Source organism: Rickettsia tamurae (assembly GCF_000751075.1).
Classification (GTDB): domain Bacteria; phylum Pseudomonadota; class Alphaproteobacteria; order Rickettsiales; family Rickettsiaceae; genus Rickettsia; species Rickettsia tamurae.
In genome coordinates this window covers 31,300-49,146 of record NZ_CCMG01000012.1, presented here as the reverse complement: position 1 = coordinate 49,146, position 17,847 = coordinate 31,300, and the positions used below count along the sequence as shown (strand labels likewise).

The following is a 17,847-nucleotide window of genomic DNA, read 5'->3' as shown; positions in this document are numbered from 1 at the left end:
CGGTCTTAAGTCCTTCTTGTTGATTTTACTGTTACTTGCTGAAAATATTTCTTGTAAAGGCCATTACTAAATTGTTGTTGACCGTATAGAGAAATAATATCGCTTTCTGCCGATAATTTATCACCGGTGCTTGAACCTTTAAACTTAAAGTCAGAGTTCATACGGCTATATGCAATACCGACAAGACTATTTTCCCCGATGTAAAGATCACCGCCGATCGTGCCGCCGGATACCGTGCCTTTATAGCTAGGATTACCTTTATATGCATCTTGATTACTTGAACCGAAAGTATCGGCAACCCATAATCCTTTTTTAGTAATTATAGAGGTTTCTTCATCACCTGCTACAACGGCTATCACACTACCGCCTGATAGGTGATTATTAATATTAGCAGTTACTGCTTCAGCCGTAACATTTGCTACACTAACCGATCTTGTTCCTTGCTCGGTTAAATGCTCTACTACTTTTTTTGCATTATCAGGTGCAACTTGAGCTAAGTTTGCTACGAATAATAAAGATTGCTCTTGCTTTGTTTTACTCACTACAACAGTATCATCATTAGCTACTTTAGCCACTTCTTTAAGCTCAGCTTTATTATTTACTAACTCCTTAGCAAGTTCTACCTCATGTTTTTCAGGATTTTTCATAACAAGTGCAGATTTTTCTCTGATCACTTCTTTTTGCACTTCCGTTACAAAAGTATTTTCCGTATAAACAACGATAGTATTATTGATTACCTCAGCTAATTTTTGCAGCTCAGGTTTTTTAACATATTCCTCGGCTACTCTTATTTCGTTAGCTTGACGTTGCTGATACTCCGCTTACAGTCTTTGCTCTTCTATTCTTCTATTATTTTCTTCGACTATTGCTCTTTCGTTAGCCTCTTGTTGTGCTAATCTTTCATTTCTTCTTTCTTCTTCTTGCTGTTGCTGAGCTTGCAGTCTTTGCCGTTCAGCTCTTTCTTTAGCTTCACGCTGAGCTTGAGCCTGTGCTTGTTTGCTGATTCTGCTGAACTTGTCCTTGACCTTGGCCCTGTCCTTGCTGGTTCTGCTGTGCTTGAGCTTGTTGCTGAACTTGCTGCTGTTGCCGCTGTAATCCTTGAATTTCAGCTTGTAATCTAGGTTGCTGCTGGGCTAACCTCTGATTTTCGCCTAGTATTTGTGTTCGCTGCGTATTTATACGGTCAACCTCATCTTGTGCTTGCTATTGTTGAGCTAATGCATCAAGCTGAACTTGTGCTTGTCCTGCTGCTTGTGCTACTTGTTGCACTAATGCATCTACTATATCTTGAGCTTGTCTTTGCTGTCCTGCTAATACCGGGACTCCAGCTCGCGCTCGTGCTTGTACAGCCTGACGTCGCTGAGGTAGTGTTTGTAGTTCAGTCTGTTTTTGTTGCTGTTGCTGATTTAATACTTGAACTTACCGTGCTTGAGCCTGTACTGCTTGTGTTTGAGCATTAACTCTTGCTTGCTGCTGTGCTACTTCTTGAGCCGCTGCTTGTCCTGCTTGTTGCACTTGTAACCCGTTCCTAAAGTTCATTTTTCCCGTAACCGGATTATAATTATGCCCTTCAGGAACAAATGCACCGCCATTGACCCTAAAAATAGATAATGCCGATACTGCATCTACGGGATAGGCACCGTTAACATTAATCTCAATACTTGTACCGGGCTAATACGCTAGGGAGATTATTTTGAAAAAATACACTATATCCTCCGGTTACGTTAAATGTAATATTACCGAAAAATTCTACATTACCGTTAAGAATTAAGTCACGTCTAAGGTCAAATGTTGAACCGTTAATTTTAGCATTTCCCTCAATTGTAACAGGATTAGCGTGAACATTATAAATACCGGCCTCAAAGTTAACTTGGGTAGCATAAATGTTTTTATGTAGGTTACGAACATGATTACCCGTAAATGTTAACTTCTCAATCCTCTTATTTACTGCACCGACTTCATAAATATTAGGAGTATTTACAAAAGTTACTTCACCTTGGCCTGCTTTACTAGTAGTAATGTTACCGATTAAATCTTTATTAAACTTTACTTTGCCGCGATTCGTAAATTCTAAATTACCGGTATGTATTAAATTAGTTCTATTACCTCTATTATCCTGATTATACTGAGTCATATCAAGTTTTTCTTGAAACTCAACATCATTACTTGCTACTGTAATCTTCTTTGCGTATACATTTTGTTTGAATTCAGCTTTATTTTCATTTCCAATTTTTATCTCGGCAACTCTAAAATCCTGTAAGCCGACGCTTTTACGAAAAATTACCGCATTTTTCCTTTTACTTCAACTATACCATGATCATCCCCCGGATTATTGGAAGCAACTCCGGACCATACATCTATACTCTGTTTAGAAGAATCTATAATTAATTTTGAATTTTGTCCTAAAACAATATCATTAGAATAAATATCGGACTTTAAGGTAGCTGTTTTATTATTTTCTATCTGTAATGCAGAAATACTAAAAAGATTCATTCCATCGTGACCGATAGGTTTTGTAAAAACTACATTATTGCCTGCTACAGTTAATCTACCTCTCTCTATACCGTTAGAGTATATTCTATTATCAACCGTAATATTATTATTTTCAAAAACTAACTCAACCGACGCACCGCCAAATCGAATTGCACCGACTGCACTAATATCGTTTCCCTTAATAACTAATTTACTATCCTCAACTAATGCTCCTTTGTTTGCTACCTAATGGTGAAGTAGTATATCCACTTTTGCATTCTTATTACCACCATATCCTAGGGGAACTCTTAAAGCATTTTGAACTGCTGCTTGAGTTTCATTGTTATTAACATTAACTATATTATTAATACTAACTTGACGAGTTGGATTATTAGTCGGAATTATAAGCCCCCATGAAGTATAACCGTAAAGATTAATATTACCTATATTAATATCAGTATCAATATTAAGACGCTGATTATTCTCCGTTAAGATAATATTATCACCGTTTTGTGGATTATAATGAGCTCCATTATACTGCCAATCATTCCCATCTCGTGTGTAAACAGTCGGTCTTGCAGCAACAATATCCACCGCAAAGCTTTCTGCACTTGCAAGTAGCCCGATGCTACTGGTTGCTAGTAAAAGTTTATTAAAAAAAAGTTTTTTTCTTATTAGTCATAATTTCCCCTATAACTTATTGTTTTTAATGATTTTACCACTTAACTTATTGGTAATTATACACTATTTATTTACGACGCACAACACTTAATTAATAAATTTACTATTGGTTAATATTTATTAATTAATTACGATTGAGTGATTTATAAAATTTAAAGGAAATATACTGGTTTAATGAAGAAGGGTTATGGTGCTTGTTTGGTGGGTAATCGTCATTGCGAGCAGGCATTGTTGTGTGGACCGGTTTCCTAATTGTCATCCCGCGACTTGATTGCGGGATCCAGTTAAAAATACTAAAATTATTAGTATTTTTTATTGTTTTTATGGACCCCGTGGTCAAGCCACGGAGTGACACAGTGGGTTTTACCGGTCCACGCAACAATGCCTTACGAGCAGCCGTAGACTGCGTGGCAATCTCATGAAATAATAACAAACTCCTGAGATTGCGTACGTACAATTACTTACGTAATTTCCTCGCAATGACGTCAAAATAACATCCTATTCATCATCTATATTTAGAAAGCTCATCTTATAATTCTTGAGAAAATATATCTTTATCATCATTAGAATCGCTTGATTTCTTAAGGGAGTTTTTGAAATTATTTAGGTCTTTATTTTCAAATATTTCAATAGATTTTAAAATCTCGTTTGGAATTATAACTATAATATTTTTACTTAATTCATCTAAATAATCAGTGGTGACGGAAACTTTCAGCACTCCTCCATATTTGCTCTGTTTGCTACTTACTACAAAATCTTTTAAAGATTTACTTTTAAAATAGTTTTCAGAAGTAAAGATCATTGTTATAAAAAATAGTACTAACGAGATAGTAGTACCTACGGTAAGTCCCGCTAATAGCCCTAAGAATCTGTCAATAAAACCGTTTCTCATAAACGAAATTATAGCAAGAAATTTATAAACTATAAAAACACATAAAATTAAAGAAATAACATAAGATATAACACCGGCAATAATTATTCTTATAACCTCATTATCCATATATTTCCCGATTAGTTCAGAAATATATGGATATAAGAAATATCCTAACATTATAGAAGTAATAAAACCGAGTATTCTAGTTGAAAACCCGATTATACCTTGATATAAGCCGAAAAATGAGAAAAGAGTAATAATAGCAAAAATAGTAATATCAAAAAATGTGATCATTATTGTTAACTTCTATTGAATAATTGGATTTAAATCTTATATATTAATTATTATAATTAAAGTTTTATTTATGGGCGATAAAATTTTTCATAACTTATCCGGTAAAACACTCGTTGCTACACCACATGTAATTACAAAAGGCATTTACCATAAATCCTTAATTTATATGTTATCACACACGGAAGAAGGAGCAATAGGTTTAATATTTAACCGTTTAGTAAATCATATAGATTTAAAATCGTTTTTTAAAATAAAAAATGACGAAATAACAACCCCGGTTATGGTTCCTATATATCTTGGCGGGCCCGTAGAACATGAAAAAGGGTTTTTTCTTCATTCTAGCGATTATAATAAAAATTTGTTATTGGATTTCCATAATGATTTAGCAGTAAGCTCTAATTTAGAAATTTCAGAAGATATAGCTTTCGGTAAAGGACCTAAAAATAGCTTATTCATTGTCGGTTATACAGCATGGAAACCAGGACAGCTTGAAGAAGAATTAGAGAAAAATCTATGGCTGGCTATGGATTGTAATAAAGAATTTATTTTTGCCGATAATCCTGAAAGTAAATGGCATAATGCATTAAAACACTTAGGCATTGATGAAATACATTTCTCATCACAAATAGGGAATGCTTAGATAACGTCATTAGGTATGTCTCATGTGTCATTTTGCGAAGAGGTTTTGTTAAACCCACTATGTCATCCCGTGGTCAAGCCACGGGATGAACACAGAAAAGCACTGAATTCCCACTTTCGCAGAAATGATATTTTTATTTAACCATTTTTTGGTAAGCCTAAGCAATAATGCTTTAAAAATTTTCCTTGGCTGCTAATTAAATACACAAAATTAGAATGTTGTAATTCATATTCGTTTGTTTTTACATCAAATATTTTGGATGTATAGAAGACCTTAAATTGGTTTGCTAATTGTTCAATATCTTGTACTCCCCCGTTAAACCTATAAAATTAATATCTATTTTTTCCAAATATTTTTTCCTCACTTGTATCATGCTCAGGATCTAGAGCAATAAAAATTATCTTTTACTATATCAAATATCGTAATATCTAAATTGTGATATTTTTATCATATACATATTTTTAGTTAATCTTAAAGTTAAGATTATTAAATAAAAAAACAACTGATGAGGATGATTAATATGTTAGATTGGTCAAAAATGACTAAAACACACCAACAGCAAGAAACGGAAAAATCTGTTCTTGAAATATTAGAACCTGTTAAGCTGATAAATGAATATGAGCAAAAATATGCACCTATTATTAATCAAAGTAATAAAGCTATAGTCACCTTAGGACCAAATAAAGAAGATTTAAATATTCTAACTAAATTTTTTAAAGATAAACAATTAGCAGTTAAGAGTGATGACTTTGGAAACTTTGAATTTATCAGAACAAGCGGACATGATGAAAAAATAGACATCTTTAATGTTCCTGCAAATAAAAATCAACCGAATTTAATGACTTGTAACAGTATAAATAACAACCATTCATTTGCCCAGTCAATTCTTAATACATTTTTTTACAAAAGATTTTAGATATTAAACCAACCAAATTTATTTTAGTAATAAAAGATATTGCCATACAAAACGCTCAATCTCCTGATACTCAAAATAAGATAAAAGAGCTTACTGGTGTATTATGGGAATTTACTAATTTATTTGAATCCATAGACACAGGTAATAATATATCCGTAATTTTTACCGACACAATAAATGAGAAAACTCAGATTCAAATATCTAATATTTTTAATGAAGCTCTTAAAGAAAAAAGCTTTAGTGAAAAACAAAAATCTATTATTGCTAAATTAACATCCAATTCATATTTTTCCCTAAGCCTAGTAATAAGCCAAAATACGGAAAAATATTAAAGATTCTATATGATAAAGATTATATCACACCTAATAAAAGTAATAAAATAACCATCAATGATTATAATTCACAAGAAATTTTAAGTGCGATAAAGATGATTAATCTAGAAATAAAATCTAATATAGATGCACTTAAAACAGAAATAGATAAAATATGGGATAAAGAAAAAAATACAATATTTGATCCATCTAAAAATCAAAAATTAGTACAACTAATAAAAATCCTAAATGATTCTCAAACTAGGAACAATAAAGACAAGACTATAGCAAATTTTCTTAAGGTTAGTGATGAATTATATTCTATTTTACAAATTTCAAAACCGGAAAGTAGTTTAAATTCTCTTATAAATTATTTGAAATATTTTTCCAATATCAATAATTTTCAAGAGAATTCAAATTTAATTAATTCTTCAGAGTGGTTTGATAATTTATTTAGCGAGGTAGCAAGCTATAATATAAATGGAGAATTATTAGTAGCTTTCATAGCAATGATAGAGAGTACTAAAGAGTCGTTTCTTAAAAAATTAAATAAAACTGTTCAGAATTTTTATAATAACATAAAAACTAACAAAACTTTAGATACTGCAGAAGTTAATGATATATTTAAGCTGAGAGAATTTTTAACAAGAATTAAAACCGCTAATATAAAAAATTTAGAGGATATTAAAACTAACTTAAAAGCAAATTTAATAAATTTATCTCTGAATTTATCTATAGATAAAAATATTACTAATTTACAAAACCTAATAAATCCCATCAATGAAGAAGATGCTAAATCACTATGGGAATATATTACCGGTTCTATAACAGAAATTATTAAAGACGAAGACATAAATATAGTAATCTTAAGCTACTTACTTCTAAAATACTTCCACAACAAGAGATAGATACTTATAACAAGTTAGAGACATTATTAAAAGATGCTTATGACAATATGTCTAAAAAACATAAGGAAGAACAATTATTAAAAAGCACTTATGAAGATACCAAAGAATATAAAGAAGAACATTGTAAGCGTTAATTAGCTGAAATTTATTGCCAAAAAGCCAAAATCTCCACAATAACGCCGAATCAATCAATAGAGTTATATAAAAAAGCTGCCGAACTTGGTTCTGTTAAAGCAAATATAGAACTCGGCAAGAAGAATTATTCTGAAGCTCTCAAATATTTACACTTAACTCCCGATGTAAACGGCGTATTAAAAGCTTTTGAAAGCTTAATCAATACTCATAAATCAGAAATAATAAGCAAAATACAACAGGGTGGTATCGAAGATATAACAAAATTATCTTTAGTATTAACTGAAGCATATTTAGAGCAAGCGAAATATTTTAAGAACAAGGGGCTAACAAAGTTAGCAGGAGATGCACAAGAATTAACAAGAATAGCGTTTTTCGATATTATAACGGCAACAATAACCATAGATGAATATAACAATAATATAATATTACATAACCTTTATAAATGTCTAAGTACTTTATACTCCTCTCTTGATACTCAGCTTAAATTTAATAAGATAGCCACAAAATATAAAGATTTTACTCAACAATTTAATAATACGGAAAAAGACGAGAACCTATATCTACTTAGCCTTAAGGATATACCTAGCGATTATAATGAAGATTCTAGCAATATGTTAGGTGCTTGTTATAATTCCTCAGAGTATACTCAATGAGAAAAATTTAATATCTCTTAATACAATTTTAATAGACAATCAGAAATGTAGTGCTAGTATAAAAATAGCTATATTTAACGATGAATTAGATTATGACAAATAATCAATTTTCCGAAGATACCAAAAAAATCGCCGATCAAATAAAAGATGCATTAATGGGTATTAGTGACGATCTTGTACTTGAGAGTAAAGAGGTAGAGGAAATTTTTAAAGAATTAAGCCAAAATGAAGAATTTGAGTATGAGATAGAGCGAATACTTGCTATCTTAAACGAGCAAACTATGGATTTAACTCAACTGCAAAGCCGAATTATCTTATTAATCCGTAAGTATTTAGGTAAAACTAAAAACTTAAAGCTTAAAATGGATGAGAAGCTCATTAACAAGAATGTTGCCGAAGTCAGTAATTATTTAATGCATCAGCATTCTAAAATAGTTAGAGATGCTAATAAAAACCTTGCAAACCCAAAAGACAAATTACAAGGTTTAACCAAACAAGCTAGAATAGACTTAAAACTTTTATTAAAAAGCTTTGCCGTTTACCAAATTTATATGTTTATGAACCCAAAAAGAATAGCAGGCGAAACGAAGCTAATGAACTTCGCCTATAATATGATCAAAGGGGGAATGAAACTCGCTAAAAAATATGAAGGCGGCAAGGAAAAAGACATTAAATCATATTCACCTAAATTTATTAAAAAACTTGAAAAAGCTCATGCCGGCTTTAAAAAAAGCGGCGGTATATCAATTTAACTATTGTATCTTTTTATAAAGAGCTTATACTAAACTAACATTAATATTATGATAGGTATCAAGCTTTCAACTTAAGTTATTCATGTAAACTTAATATTTCAGAACTAATAACTTGGGTACATCTTGGCTGCAGTACTCAAGAAAAACACCACGCTCAACCTGTAAAAATTAACATAAAACTCTTTTCTCTCAACTCCTCCCCTTGCTACTGTAACGGATAATATAAACGATACTGTTTGTTATGCAGAAATCGTACGGCTAGTACAAAAACTTTCTCAAGAGAATCACTTTAATCTTATCGAGTATTTAGCCGCACAAATATATGATATTATTTATCAAAATTTTATCGAATCTAAATTAGAAAAGATTTTTCTAAACGTAACCGTTACTAAATTAAAATCACCGGTTTCAGGAGTGCATGGCGGAGTTTCTTTTTCTTATTCAGGAAAGGAGACATTATGATTTATATTTCTATAGGCAGTAATTTAGGTAATAGACTTTTAAATATTAAAAAAGCTCTAAATTTACTAAAAGGAGGTAAGATGAAATTTTTAGAACAGCTTAATATAGATCTTGAACGATATAATCTTTTAAATCATCCATTTTATCAATTATGGAATATGGGAAAACTTACTCATTCTACTTTACAAATTTACGCAAAAGAATATTATCATCACGTTACAGCTTTCCCGCGTTATATAAGTGCAATACATTCCAAATGCAGCGATATACAAGCTAGGCAAATATTACTTGGTAATCTTATAGAAGAAGAACAAGGTGAAGAAAATCACCCGGAACTATGGAAACGTTTTGCTGAAGGACTTGGATGTTTAAGAAACCAGCTCACTTCAGAACCTAAATTAGACTCAACTCAAAAACTTGTTCAAGGTTATTTTAAATCAACGGAGAAATCTTTTTCTATAGGTCTTGGAGCACTTTATGCTTATGAACGTCAGACTCCTGAAGTATCTGACTCTAAAATTCAAGGGTTGCAAAAATTTTATGGAATTTCAGATTACAGAACTTTACAATTTTTCATTGTTCATAGTAAAGTTGATCAATGGCATGCACAAGAATGTGCAAATTTGATTAATAATTTAAGCTCAAAAGAACAAAAATTAGTATATCAAGGAGCAATAAAAGGTGCAAAACTACTATGGCAATTTCTAGACGGTATAAATACAACGTATCAATAATTTAACTATTATTCTTTCATAAAATGAAAAATATCTTCCTACGTTCCTTAAGTCTTGAAAATTATCGTAATTTTAAAAATCTTGAACTAAAAACAGATAATACCCCCATAATTTTAATAGGTGAAAACGGTAGCGGTAAAACTAATATTTTAGAAGCTATATCGCTATTTTATCCAGGAAGAGGGCTGAGATCAGCGAAACTTGCCGATATATGCAAGACTTCAGAAGATCATTGTACCGTAAAAGCTCTATTGCAAAGTAAGCTAGGACTTGCAGAATTTACCACACAATTTAAACGTAGCTCTAATAGAAGAATAACCGAGTATAACGAAAGTAAAATAGCCAATAATGAGTTAAGTAAATTCACTAGCATGGTATGGCTGACTCCGCAAATGGAAGGAATCTTTACAAGCGGTAGCAGTGATAGAAGAAAATTTCTTGATAGAATAGTTTATAATTTTGATCCAAAACATGCAGAACTAGTTAGTAAATACGAATATTACATGCATGAGAGAAATAAAATTCTAGCAGAAGATATAGGAGATGATAATTGGCTTAAAATTATCGAAGAAAAGATGGCCGATATTTCTAACCATATTGCTAATAATCGCTTAAAAACCTTAGAATTTATGCAGCAAGCAATAGATGAACTTGAAAATGAGTTTCCAAAGGCCGATTTATCGATTGACGGCATTGTTGAACAAAAAATATTAGACGGCGAAGAAAATATTGTTAGTTTTATTACTGCAGAACTTTATCAAACAAGAAGCAAAGATAAACTACTCGGTCGCACTAGTTTTGGAGTTCATAAAAGCGACTTTTTAGTAAAGCATCAAAAGAAAAATATCTTAGCCAAATTCTGTTCTACAGGTGAACAGAAAGCTATATTAATTGCGATAATACTTGCTGAAATGAATTATGCTATAAAGCTAACTAAAATAGCACCGATTTTACTTTTAGATGAGGTCTTTGTGCATCTAGACGACAAAAGACGTCAATATTTAATCGAATTTTTTACCGGCTTAAACATGCAACTATGGGTTACCGCTACCGATCTAGAGGGAATAGAAAATTTTGCAGGTAAAACACAATTGATTAAGTTATAATTATGATCATTTAGCTTGTATTATTTTCAAATAACCTAAATTGGCATACTCTATAATTTTTTGATCAAAAGTAAATAAACACGCATAGTAGTTCTAGTAGCCACTATAATAAATCTATCTGCCGGGTCTTTATGTTCATAATGAGGTAAAAGGCAGCTTTGTATTAAAATTGAAACCGACAGGTCAATTAAATTTAAGTCCGGTATAGATAGTAATTTATCAATCCAATCATTTAACTCAATTGAAAATGCTATTTTACCTTTATTTTCAAGCATTACTATTTCCCATATAGATATAGCAGAGATATATAACTTATCTTTTTCTCTTATTTTCTCTATTAGATTTATTTGTGCTTCAGATAATCTAATTCCTTCTACAATATATGAGTATCTAAAATCAGCCCCTCTTGGTTGCTAGCTTCAATATCAATCATTATTTACTTCAATCAGATTCACAAGAAGAATTTATTATATCGTCATTAATTTTAACAGTACCTCTTAAACAGCCAAAATAACTTTTTTTATTTTCTTTAGTATCAATCTCTAGAGGCACTACCTTAGCAACCGGCAATTTTCTTTTTGTAATAATGAAAGAATTATGTTTACTTTTAACTTGATCAACTAGATTTAAGAAATGCTTTTTAAACTCAGTAGCAGATATTTGAACATTACTATTTTTCATAATATGAATATAATTAATATTTACCTTAAATTACTACATGACCATTAACATATGTTATATAGTATTTAGAGTATAGTCATGAAATATAAAAACATCAAATTAAATTTAAAGTTTTTGTATATAAAATATATTGCTTAATCTTTTGAAACTGCTTAAAATTAATTTTTAATTTATGTAAATACTATGACAAAACAAGCTAATAAAATATCCTATGATGAAGTACCTTACTCTCCATTTACTTTCAGTTATACCTCCCCACCGTATTTAAGAACTATCGGTAAGCTATTTGGACTAAACCCTCCGCCTCTTGAAACTGCTAAAGTACTTGATATCGGTTGCGGGGTTGGTGTTAATCTGCTTAACTTTGCTGAAACATATCCTAAATCACAATCTCTAGGTGTTGACTTATCCAAAACACAAATAGAATTAGGTAAAAAAATTACCAGTGATTTAAAAATAAAAAATGCCGAACTAAAGGCATTATCTATATTAGACCTTGATGAGTCATACGGTAAGTTTGATTACATAGTTTGTCACGGCGTATATTCATGGGTACCTGAAGAAGTACAAGATAAAATACTCGAAGTCTGTAATAAACTGCTAAATCCGAACGGCATAGCTTTTGTAAGCTATAATACGCTCCCGGGCTGGAATATGCAGAGAACAATACGTGAAATGATGATGTTCCATTCAGAGCTATTTAATACTAGCCACGATAAATTACAGCAAGCTAGATTACTTTTAAAGTTCATCAATGACTCATTAGAAAGCTCCACAACGCCTTATTCTAATTTCTTACGAGATGAAACAAAATTATTATCTGCATATACGGACTCATATGTATTACATGAATATTTAGGCGAAATTAATACAGGTATATATTTTCACCAATTCATAGAAAAAGTTCAAAAAAATCATCTAAATTACTTAGGTGATACGTCGCTTACTGCAATGTTTATCGGTAATTTACCTACTAAGGCAGCAGAAAAGCTACAAGCCGTTAATGATATTGTTCGTACTGAGCAATATATGGATTTTATCACTAATAGAAAGTTCCGCTCGACATTATTATGTCATCAAAACATGCCTATAAACAGAAAAATTGAATTTAATAATTTAAAAGAGTTTTTTACTAGCCTTAATATTAGACCGGTAACTCTAGAAAAAGATGTTGATTTAACTAACGAACAGGAAAATGTTAGCTTCTATTACGAAAATTTACCTGATCCTTTTATTTCAACCACTTCACCGATCATGAAAGCTATTTTATATGTATATGCTGAAAATATTAGCAATCCGATAAGCATAGAACAAGTAGCAAAAGAAGCTTTAAAAAAGCTCGGTAAATATCAATTACAAGATTTCTTAGCTGCACTAGAGCAACATTTTATCAAATTCATTTTTCAAGGTTATCTCAAAATATTTGAGACCAAACCGCATGCTATAGCAACTATCACCGAAAAACCTAAAACTAGTGAATTTGCAAGATATCAAGCAAAACAAGCACATTTTAATAATGCAACTAACGTGTTTAGCGTCACTAATAGACTTAACGATATGGTAGGTATACCTATACATGAAAAATATATTTTAGAAATGTTAGACGGTATACATAATATTGATGATATTAAGAAAGGCATTCTTGAAAAAATTAATTCAAAACTTTTAACTGCTCGTGATGATAAGGGACAGGAAGTAACAGATCCAAAATTGTTAAAAGAATTTGTTGACTATGTAGTGACTGCATCCCTTGAGAAATTCCGGATGAACTATCTGTTAGTAGGGTAAGTTAGTATGGCTTTGTAGGGATTGCAAATAGGTATTGTTGCACAGGTCGAAAAACGCACTCGGCGTCATCCCGTGGCTTGACCACGGGATCCAAAAAACCACTTAAAGTATTAATAATTTTAGTATTTTTAGCTGGATCTCGCGATCAAGTCGCGGGATGACAACAGAAAGCTTAGCCACGCAACAACACTTTAGATAATGTCAAAACTTACGCTACTAATTTTTCACGCAATACTTCAACTAACTTATTAATTGCTTCGGTTGGGTGGATGTTTTCAAGGATAGCAAGCTCACCTGCAAGTCTATTTAAAGCTGATTCGTAGAGTGTTCTTTCACTGTAAGAACGATCATTATCAACATTTTTATGTAAGTCCCGTAATACTTCGGCTATGGCTACAATATTACCTGAGTTAATTTTGCCTTCATATTCTTGTGCTCTTCTACTCCACATTCTATTTCCTTGCTTTGGTTTACCTTGAAGAATTGAATATATGACATCTAAATCTTTTCTGCTTGCAACCGCTCTAAGCCCAACAACCACAGCTCTACTAACAGGCACTTTTAATATCATTTTATCCTGCGAAAAGGAAATTACATATACTTTAATTTTAGTACCTGCAATAGTATGATATTCAACATTTGTTATTTCACCAACTCCATGTGCAGGATAGACAATTCTCTGCCCTATTTTAAACTCGGATTTTTGTTCGGTTTTATGTTCGGATTGTGTTGTATTTGCCATTATTAATTCCTCCGTAGTGGTTTTAGTGCCTAAGAACTTAATGTTAAACTATTATTTTCTATAGCATAGCACATTTTGTTTCTATTATAAAGTAGATATTTTTATTGAAATAAAATTAATATGATCTTATTGTAGATAATATTAATAGTTAAAGGAATAAATATGCGAAGTATTTTTATTGTGCTAATATTTTTATTATTTTTGAGTAGCTGTTCAGAAGAAAAAGCACAAGATAAGAACTATGAGGAAAAACAAATAATAGAGCAAGAAACTCTGCAAAATAACGAAACTTCTAAAGAAACGAATCAGGAAGCCGTAAATTCTGAAAATACGGCTGAATCGATAGTTCCTGCTAATGATAATAATCAGACTGATGAAGTATCAACGCCGGCTTCACAAGAACAAAAAAATCCTGAAATAAAACCTGTTAAAGTCACTTTTAAAGTTGATAATAATGATATGGTTCTCGGTAACAAAAAATCAAATGTTATAGTAGTCGAGTATTTTTCTCCTACCTGTCCGCATTGTGCTTATTATCATCAAACAATTTTTCCGGAACTTAAGAAAAAATATATCGATACTAACAAAATTGCATATGTGGCTCGTGAATTTATTGCTACTAAACAAGATTTAGATGCTGCAATTTTAGCCCGCTGCAAGGGCGATATAGATAGCTTTGTACAATTGCATAATACCATATTAAAACAACAAGATAAATGGGCTTATAGCAATAAATACAGAGAATTATTAACCGATATAGGTCAGCTCGGAGGTGTTTCTCCGGAAGAATATAAGCAATGTTTAAATAGTGATAAAATTACTGAAACACTAATTGCTAATACTAATTTTGTAGCAAAAGCACCAAAATTTATAGGCACCCCTTCTTTCTTTGTTAACGGAGTACAAACCGGAAATTATAGTATAGATAATATTTCCACAGCAGTTGATAAAGCTTTAGAGGAGCAGAAAGAAAAAGCAAAAAATGAAATGAGCTTGTAATTTAGATCGTCATTGCGAGCAGTCGTAGACTGCACGGCAATCTCGTCAAATATCCTGAGATTGCTTCGTCGACGCCTATGGCGTCTTCTCGCAATGACGGAGATAAACTAATGAATACAGAAAAACTAAAAGATATCAAAGCAAGAATTAAAGACTTAAAAACTCCTAAGTTTTCTAATCCTAAAATTCGGCAAGAAATTAGCCCGTTCACTATCGCTGTAGATTTAGTTTCAGGTACAATGGTAGGTGTCGTAATTGGAATATTTACAGATAAGTTTTTTAATTCTAAACCTTTATTTCTTATTATATTTACAATAATAGGAATGATTGCCGGCTTTAACATTATAAGGCAAAAAGTAAATAATAAAAAGTAAGGAAATGACTCATAGCCCTTTAGCACAATTTGATATCAAAAAATTAATAAACATCAAAATGTTCGGTTTTGACGTCAGCTTTACTAATTCGAGTATCTGTATGTTACTTGCTAGCATCTTAGCTCTAACTTATTTTTACTTAGCTTTTTATAACCGGAAATTAGTACCTTCTAGATTACAAGTGAGTGCTGAAATAGTTTATAATCTTGTAGCTGATATGTTAAATCAGAATATAGGAGTAAAAGGACGTAAATTTATTCCGTTAGTTTTTAGTTTATTTATTTTTATTTTATTCTGTAATTTACTTGGTATGACACCTTATAGCTTTACCGCTACTAGTCATATTATCGTTACTTTTACCTTGGCAATTCTAGTATTTTTAACGGTAACTATAGTCGGTTTTGTAAAACACGGCTTACGTTTTTTAACTCTTTTTTCACCGCACGGTACTCCTTTATGGTTAGCACCGTTGATGATAGTAATTGAACTATTTACATATTTAGCAAGACCGGTTAGTTTATCATTGCGACTTGCCGCTAATATGATGGCGGGACATGTTTTATTAAAAGTAATAGCCGGTTTTACCGTTTCATTAATGATTTACTTGAAATTTCTGCTAATCCCTCTTATGGTGATACTAATTGGGTTTGAAGTTTTTGTTGCAATACTTCAAGCTTATATTTTTACTATTTTATCTTGTATGTATCTTAATGATGCTATTAATTTACATTAATTGTTATTTTGATTAATTAAAAGTTAGGTTTTTTATGGACATGGTTTCTTTAAAATTTATTGGTATAGGGCTTATGGCTATCGGCATGTACGGTGCAGCTCTAGGCGTTAGTAATATATTTAGCTCTCTACTTAGTTCAATAGCACGAAACCCTTCAGCTGCAGAAAACTTACAAAGAATGGCTCTGATCGGTGCAGGTCTTGCTGAAGCAATGGGGCTTTTTTCTTTTGTAATTGCTATGTTACTTATTTTTTCTTAAAATTCATTTTTAAATAAGATGCCTCAATTTGATATTGCTACCTATTATTCACAAATTTTTTGGCTTATCGTTACTTTCGGCTTATTGTATATCTTTGTTTATAAATTTATAACTCCAAAAGCCGAAGAAATTTTTAATAATAGACAGACAAATATTCAAGATAATATTATGCAAGCCTATACATTGACCATAGAAGTAGAAAAGCTAAATAAATATTATAACGAGGAAATAGACAAAACAAATACTGAAATAGATAGGCTAAAAAAAGAAAAAATAGACTCTTTAGAATCAGAATTTTTAATTAAAAAAAAGAATCTAGAGCAAGATTTAAAAAACTATATAAATCAAAATATTGAAGATATAAATTTAGCTGCTAAGCAATTTAGAACTAATAAAAGTGAAGCAATCATAAAACTTGCCGTTAATATTATTGAAAAAATAGCCGGAACTAAAGTAGACATGAATTTACTACAAAATATAAAAGTAAAATAATGAATTTCCTAGATGAGAGCTTTTGGCTTGCCGTTAGTTTTATAATTTTTGTATATTTAATTTATAGACCGGCAAAAAAAGCCATTTTAAATTCTTTAGATGCTAAGATTTTAGAAGTCCAAGAAAAAGTTCTAAAAGCTGAAAAGTTAAAAGAAGATGCTGCTTTGCTCTTTGAACAAACCAATGTACAGATAAAGCAATTAGAAACTTTACGCTCTCAAATGATAGAAGAAAGCAATGAAGTTACAAAAAAAATCATTCAAGAAAAAACTAAAGAAATTGAAGAATTTTTAGAGCATAAAAAATTTGATGCTATACAGTTAATTCGAAACCAAAAATTAACCGCAAGTAAGGAATTACAAGATGAATTTTGTGATAAAGTGATAAAGCTTGTTTCCGAATATTTTCAATCAGCTAAGCTTTCAGAAAGCAACATTGCTAAAAATTTAATGGATAAATCTGATTTTCCTCATGATGAGGATAAAGCTACATAGTCACATTAACCACTAGCTAGCAATTTATTTAAAATTGCTTCATCATTAACACATAATCGTAATATTGAGCCGTCAATAAAATATTCAGGATGTTCATTTGTTATCTTGTTTGTTAATTCAGGATAGGCTCTAACAAATTCTTTTACACAAAGGAAGTTTTTGCTAGGGCTGTTAATCGCTCCTAAGCAAATCGCTTCAAAACATAACATTTTAGCTATTTCTATATTCTCAGATAAAACTCCTAGTTGTTTTGCTAAATATCTATCGCCTAAATAGCCTTTCACCCCCCAATTTCCTAAAATTGAGAACTTACTATTCCATTTATCTTTAGCAGCACTAATATATAT

23 protein-coding genes and 2 pseudogenes are annotated in these 17,847 nt (G+C 31.1%); 14 read left to right on the top strand and 11 right to left on the bottom strand.

The window, feature by feature from the left end; genetic code table 11:
- Positions 1–5: 5 nt before the first annotated feature.
- The 6 genes and pseudogenes from MB29_RS10290 to MB29_RS04505 all read right to left on the bottom strand — a co-directional run bounded on the left by MB29_RS10290 (position 6) and on the right by MB29_RS04505 (position 4,321).
- On the bottom strand, positions 6–686 hold the full coding sequence (locus tag MB29_RS10290; RefSeq protein WP_084686875.1) for an autotransporter outer membrane beta-barrel domain-containing protein: 681 nt from the start codon (positions 684–686) through the stop codon (positions 6–8).
- Between the two features lie 968 nt (positions 687–1,654).
- On the bottom strand, positions 1,655–2,134 hold the full coding sequence (locus MB29_RS08510; protein ID WP_051965316.1) for a hypothetical protein: 480 nt from the start codon (positions 2,132–2,134) through the stop codon (positions 1,655–1,657).
- Positions 2,135–2,280: 146 nt separating this feature from the next.
- A complete protein-coding gene (locus tag MB29_RS09150; RefSeq protein WP_051965315.1) occupies positions 2,281–2,493 on the bottom strand; it encodes a hypothetical protein in 213 nt (70 codons plus the stop codon).
- Positions 2,494–2,718: 225 nt separating this feature from the next.
- The gene (locus MB29_RS09140) at positions 2,719–3,066 is read right to left on the bottom strand and encodes a hypothetical protein (protein ID WP_051965313.1); all 348 of its coding nucleotides are present in this window, start codon (positions 3,064–3,066) and stop codon (positions 2,719–2,721) included.
- Positions 3,067–3,277: 211 nt separating this feature from the next.
- A complete protein-coding gene (locus MB29_RS11600; protein WP_215426230.1) occupies positions 3,278–3,586 on the bottom strand; it encodes a hypothetical protein in 309 nt (102 codons plus the stop codon).
- 65 nt (positions 3,587–3,651) lie between these two features.
- Positions 3,652–4,321: pseudogene (locus tag MB29_RS04505) on the bottom strand (CvpA family protein).
- 70 nt (positions 4,322–4,391) lie between these two features.
- Here MB29_RS04505 and MB29_RS04500 point away from each other — a divergent pair.
- Positions 4,392–4,961, top strand: a complete 570-nt coding sequence (locus MB29_RS04500) for a YqgE/AlgH family protein (protein ID WP_032139227.1) — start codon at positions 4,392–4,394, stop codon at positions 4,959–4,961.
- A gap of 137 nt (positions 4,962–5,098) precedes the next feature.
- Here the strand turns inward: MB29_RS04500 and MB29_RS10280 are convergent.
- A pseudogene (locus tag MB29_RS10280) lies at positions 5,099–5,365 on the bottom strand (SCO family protein); the annotation flags it as partial.
- Positions 5,366–5,481: 116 nt separating this feature from the next.
- Between MB29_RS10280 and MB29_RS04495 the strand changes: the two are divergent.
- The 6 genes from MB29_RS04495 (at position 5,482) to recF (ending at position 10,938) form a co-directional block, all read left to right on the top strand.
- Entirely contained in the window at positions 5,482–5,877 is a 396-nt protein-coding gene (locus MB29_RS04495; RefSeq protein WP_215426229.1) for a hypothetical protein, read from the top strand.
- 427 nt (positions 5,878–6,304) lie between these two features.
- Positions 6,305–7,096, top strand: a complete 792-nt coding sequence (locus MB29_RS10275) for a hypothetical protein (protein WP_084686873.1) — start codon at positions 6,305–6,307, stop codon at positions 7,094–7,096.
- Positions 7,097–7,976: 880 nt separating this feature from the next.
- Positions 7,977–8,636, top strand: coding sequence for a DUF5394 family protein (locus tag MB29_RS04485; RefSeq protein ID WP_032139225.1), 660 nt, complete (start codon positions 7,977–7,979; stop codon positions 8,634–8,636).
- 222 nt (positions 8,637–8,858) lie between these two features.
- Positions 8,859–9,098 carry a dihydroneopterin aldolase gene (locus MB29_RS12820; protein WP_324607279.1) on the top strand — a complete coding sequence of 80 codons (240 nt, stop codon included), beginning with the start codon at positions 8,859–8,861 and terminating at the stop codon, positions 9,096–9,098.
- 80 nt (positions 9,099–9,178) lie between these two features.
- Positions 9,179–9,832, top strand: coding sequence for a CADD family putative folate metabolism protein (locus tag MB29_RS04480; RefSeq protein ID WP_032139247.1), 654 nt, complete (start codon positions 9,179–9,181; stop codon positions 9,830–9,832).
- A 23-nt stretch (positions 9,833–9,855) separates the two neighbouring features.
- Positions 9,856–10,938 (top strand): DNA replication/repair protein RecF, encoded by a 1,083-nt coding sequence (gene recF, locus MB29_RS04475; protein WP_032139224.1) that lies wholly within the window; start codon positions 9,856–9,858, stop codon positions 10,936–10,938.
- Positions 10,939–10,988: 50 nt separating this feature from the next.
- Here recF and MB29_RS09130 read toward each other — a convergent pair whose 3' ends face one another.
- Both MB29_RS09130 and MB29_RS04465 read right to left on the bottom strand, forming a co-directional pair.
- Positions 10,989–11,213, bottom strand: a complete 225-nt coding sequence (locus MB29_RS09130) for a PIN domain-containing protein (RefSeq protein ID WP_051965311.1) — start codon at positions 11,211–11,213, stop codon at positions 10,989–10,991.
- A 166-nt stretch (positions 11,214–11,379) separates the two neighbouring features.
- Positions 11,380–11,619, bottom strand: coding sequence for a type II toxin-antitoxin system Phd/YefM family antitoxin (locus MB29_RS04465; protein ID WP_032139223.1), 240 nt, complete (start codon positions 11,617–11,619; stop codon positions 11,380–11,382).
- A 183-nt stretch (positions 11,620–11,802) separates the two neighbouring features.
- Between MB29_RS04465 and MB29_RS04460 the strand changes: the two genes are divergently transcribed.
- Positions 11,803–13,407, top strand: coding sequence for a methyltransferase regulatory domain-containing protein (locus tag MB29_RS04460; protein WP_032139222.1), 1,605 nt, complete (start codon positions 11,803–11,805; stop codon positions 13,405–13,407).
- Positions 13,408–13,615: 208 nt separating this feature from the next.
- On the opposite strand, the gene MB29_RS04455 is transcribed toward MB29_RS04460, so the two are convergent.
- Positions 13,616–14,149, bottom strand: coding sequence for a CarD family transcriptional regulator (locus MB29_RS04455; protein ID WP_032139221.1), 534 nt, complete (start codon positions 14,147–14,149; stop codon positions 13,616–13,618).
- Between the two features lie 162 nt (positions 14,150–14,311).
- Between MB29_RS04455 and MB29_RS04450 the strand changes: the two genes are divergently transcribed.
- The 6 genes from MB29_RS04450 (at position 14,312) to MB29_RS04425 (ending at position 17,500) form a co-directional block, all read left to right on the top strand.
- Complete coding sequence (locus tag MB29_RS04450; protein WP_032139220.1) at positions 14,312–15,148, top strand: DsbA family protein; 837 nt, start codon at positions 14,312–14,314, stop codon at positions 15,146–15,148.
- Positions 15,149–15,258: 110 nt separating this feature from the next.
- Positions 15,259–15,522 (top strand): AtpZ/AtpI family protein, encoded by a 264-nt coding sequence (locus MB29_RS04445; protein ID WP_014365153.1) that lies wholly within the window; start codon positions 15,259–15,261, stop codon positions 15,520–15,522.
- A 4-nt stretch (positions 15,523–15,526) separates the two neighbouring features.
- Positions 15,527–16,255, top strand: a complete 729-nt coding sequence (locus MB29_RS04440; RefSeq protein ID WP_032139219.1) for a F0F1 ATP synthase subunit A — start codon at positions 15,527–15,529, stop codon at positions 16,253–16,255.
- Between the two features lie 34 nt (positions 16,256–16,289).
- Positions 16,290–16,514 carry a F0F1 ATP synthase subunit C gene (locus tag MB29_RS04435; RefSeq protein WP_010420727.1) on the top strand — a complete coding sequence of 75 codons (225 nt, stop codon included), beginning with the start codon at positions 16,290–16,292 and terminating at the stop codon, positions 16,512–16,514.
- A gap of 18 nt (positions 16,515–16,532) precedes the next feature.
- Positions 16,533–17,006: a F0F1 ATP synthase subunit B family protein gene (locus MB29_RS04430; protein WP_032139218.1), complete on the top strand. Its 474-nt coding sequence runs from the start codon at positions 16,533–16,535 to the stop codon at positions 17,004–17,006.
- Positions 17,006–17,500: a F0F1 ATP synthase subunit B gene (locus tag MB29_RS04425; RefSeq protein ID WP_032139217.1), complete on the top strand. Its 495-nt coding sequence runs from the start codon at positions 17,006–17,008 to the stop codon at positions 17,498–17,500. The genes MB29_RS04430 and MB29_RS04425 overlap by 1 nt, the downstream gene beginning before the upstream one ends.
- A 5-nt stretch (positions 17,501–17,505) precedes the next feature.
- On the opposite strand, the gene MB29_RS12815 is transcribed toward MB29_RS04425, so the two are convergent.
- Positions 17,506–17,784: a hypothetical protein gene (locus tag MB29_RS12815; RefSeq protein ID WP_233418939.1), complete on the bottom strand. Its 279-nt coding sequence runs from the start codon at positions 17,782–17,784 to the stop codon at positions 17,506–17,508.
- Between the last annotated feature and the right edge of the window lie 63 nt (positions 17,785–17,847).